This window comes from Erythrobacter sp. (assembly GCF_038133525.1).
In the GTDB taxonomy this organism is placed as follows: Bacteria; Pseudomonadota; Alphaproteobacteria; order Sphingomonadales; family Sphingomonadaceae; genus Qipengyuania.
The window spans coordinates 1-1,714 of sequence record NZ_JAYPTL010000167.1; the positions used below are offsets into that span (position 1 = coordinate 1).

Genomic DNA, 1,714 nt, shown 5'->3' on the forward strand with positions numbered 1-1,714 from the left:
GGATCTATCGAGCATCATTGCCGCAGAATTGCGCGATATTGGGCGGGTGAACACAGCCGACCTTACTGTTAACCAAATACAAGGGGTTTCCACCTCATAGGTTGTCTGCAACAGTCACGACGGTTTCGGTCGCAGCCGGGGGCAGACAGTGGGGGTAATCAAGGGCGCAAGCGCGGGGGCCATTGGCTCCGGACGGCGCATGGGCAAGCTTGATCGAACGCTCAGCATGGTCGATATGCTGGCGACATCGAGCGAAGGCCTGACGCTGGACGAGATGGCCGAGCAGCTTGGCGTCGATCGCCGGACGGTTGAGCGCATGCGCAATGTTGTCGCCGATCATTTCGATGTGGACGAGGTAATGGATGACCGGAAGAAGCGCTTTCGCATCCGGGATAGTCTTCGCCGCCATTACACCCGACCGAATGCTGCCGAAGTCGCGGCTTTGCGCGCTGAATGCGATGCACGTAAGGCAGAGAACGCGCCCAATGCGGAACTGCTGCAGAGCCTTTTAAGCAAGATCTTCGCCTCGCTCGACAATGCCGAAAAGCGCAAGATCGATACGGATCTCGATGGTCTCGCCCGGCTGCAACGCACGCGGGTCACTGCAGGTCCTGTGGTCGAAGTCCCGCCCGAAACGCTGGACGTGATGCAGGAAGCGATCCTCGCCGGCTATTGCGTGGAATTTGATTACCTCGCCGATGGCAAGACCGAACCGAAATGGCGCCGTGTGGTGCCCTATGGCCTGTTATTGGGCCCGATCACCTATCTCGTGGGCAAGTTTCCCGACCGGGACAAGGAGCCGATCAATTTCCGGCTCGACCGGATGAGTAATGTGCGCCTTTCGGAAACTCTGGGTTGCGCCCCTGATGAGTGGAGCCTCGACGGCTTCCTCTCCAACAGCTTTGGCATCTGGCAGGAAGAGCCGCACGACGTTGTCTTGCGTGCCCGCTCTCACGCCGTTTCACGCGCCCGCAGCTGGCGGTTTCACCCCAGCCAGACGGTCGAGGATGATGGGGACGAGCTGATCATCCGCTTTAGCGCTGGCGGATTGCGGGAGATGGCCGAGCATCTTTTCACCTGGGGCGGCGACCTGGCGATCGAGAGGCCCGAGGCGTTGCGCGCAATTATGCGCGAGAGGCTGGATGCGGCGGAGGGGTCATTGTGACCGCTTTTGTCGTGACATAATGGAGATTGGACCAATCGACGGCTGAGTGCGGCGCTGAGATTGGAAACCATCGCGACAGGAGTCGGGCCCAGTCTGACGACGGAATTTCGGAAGTCGCAAGTGCGACGAGGGGCAGAAGATTGTGAACGTTTTTGAACTCGATGATGATCTTGTTGGACGTTACAAAACGTTCGCTCGCTCCTTCACCACTATCCGTGCCGACGATATCCGGTCACAGATCGACAAGATCTATGACAGTGGTAAGTTTTGGCCCGAACCGCTGATCGGTGTGAACCCCCACTATCTCGAGGGGCGGTCCCTAACTGAATTGTCGGATCAGGGCCTAGTCGATCCAGATTTGCCTAAGATCTTTGCCATCGGCCCAACGCGGAGCCCGATCGGCCTTCGGAAGCATCAAGATCAAGCTTTGATGAAGGCGCTGCAAGGCCGCAATTTTATTGTAACCACGGGTACCGGGTCGGGCAAATCGCTCTGCTTCTTCATTCCGATCATCGATCGCATTCTGAAGGCGCGCAGGGCGGGTAAGGC

General features: G+C 58.3%; 2 protein-coding genes. Both read left to right on the forward strand.

Annotated elements, in window-relative coordinates:
- Positions 1-199: 199 nt before the first annotated feature.
- Positions 200-1,165 carry a WYL domain-containing transcriptional regulator gene (locus tag AAFM29_RS17590; protein WP_341714012.1) on the forward strand — a complete coding sequence of 322 codons (966 nt, stop codon included), beginning with the start codon at positions 200-202 and terminating at the stop codon, positions 1,163-1,165.
- 142 nt (positions 1,166-1,307) lie between these two features.
- Positions 1,308-1,714: DEAD/DEAH box helicase (locus tag AAFM29_RS17595; protein WP_341714013.1), on the forward strand; the 407-nt coding region annotated here is incomplete at its 3' end.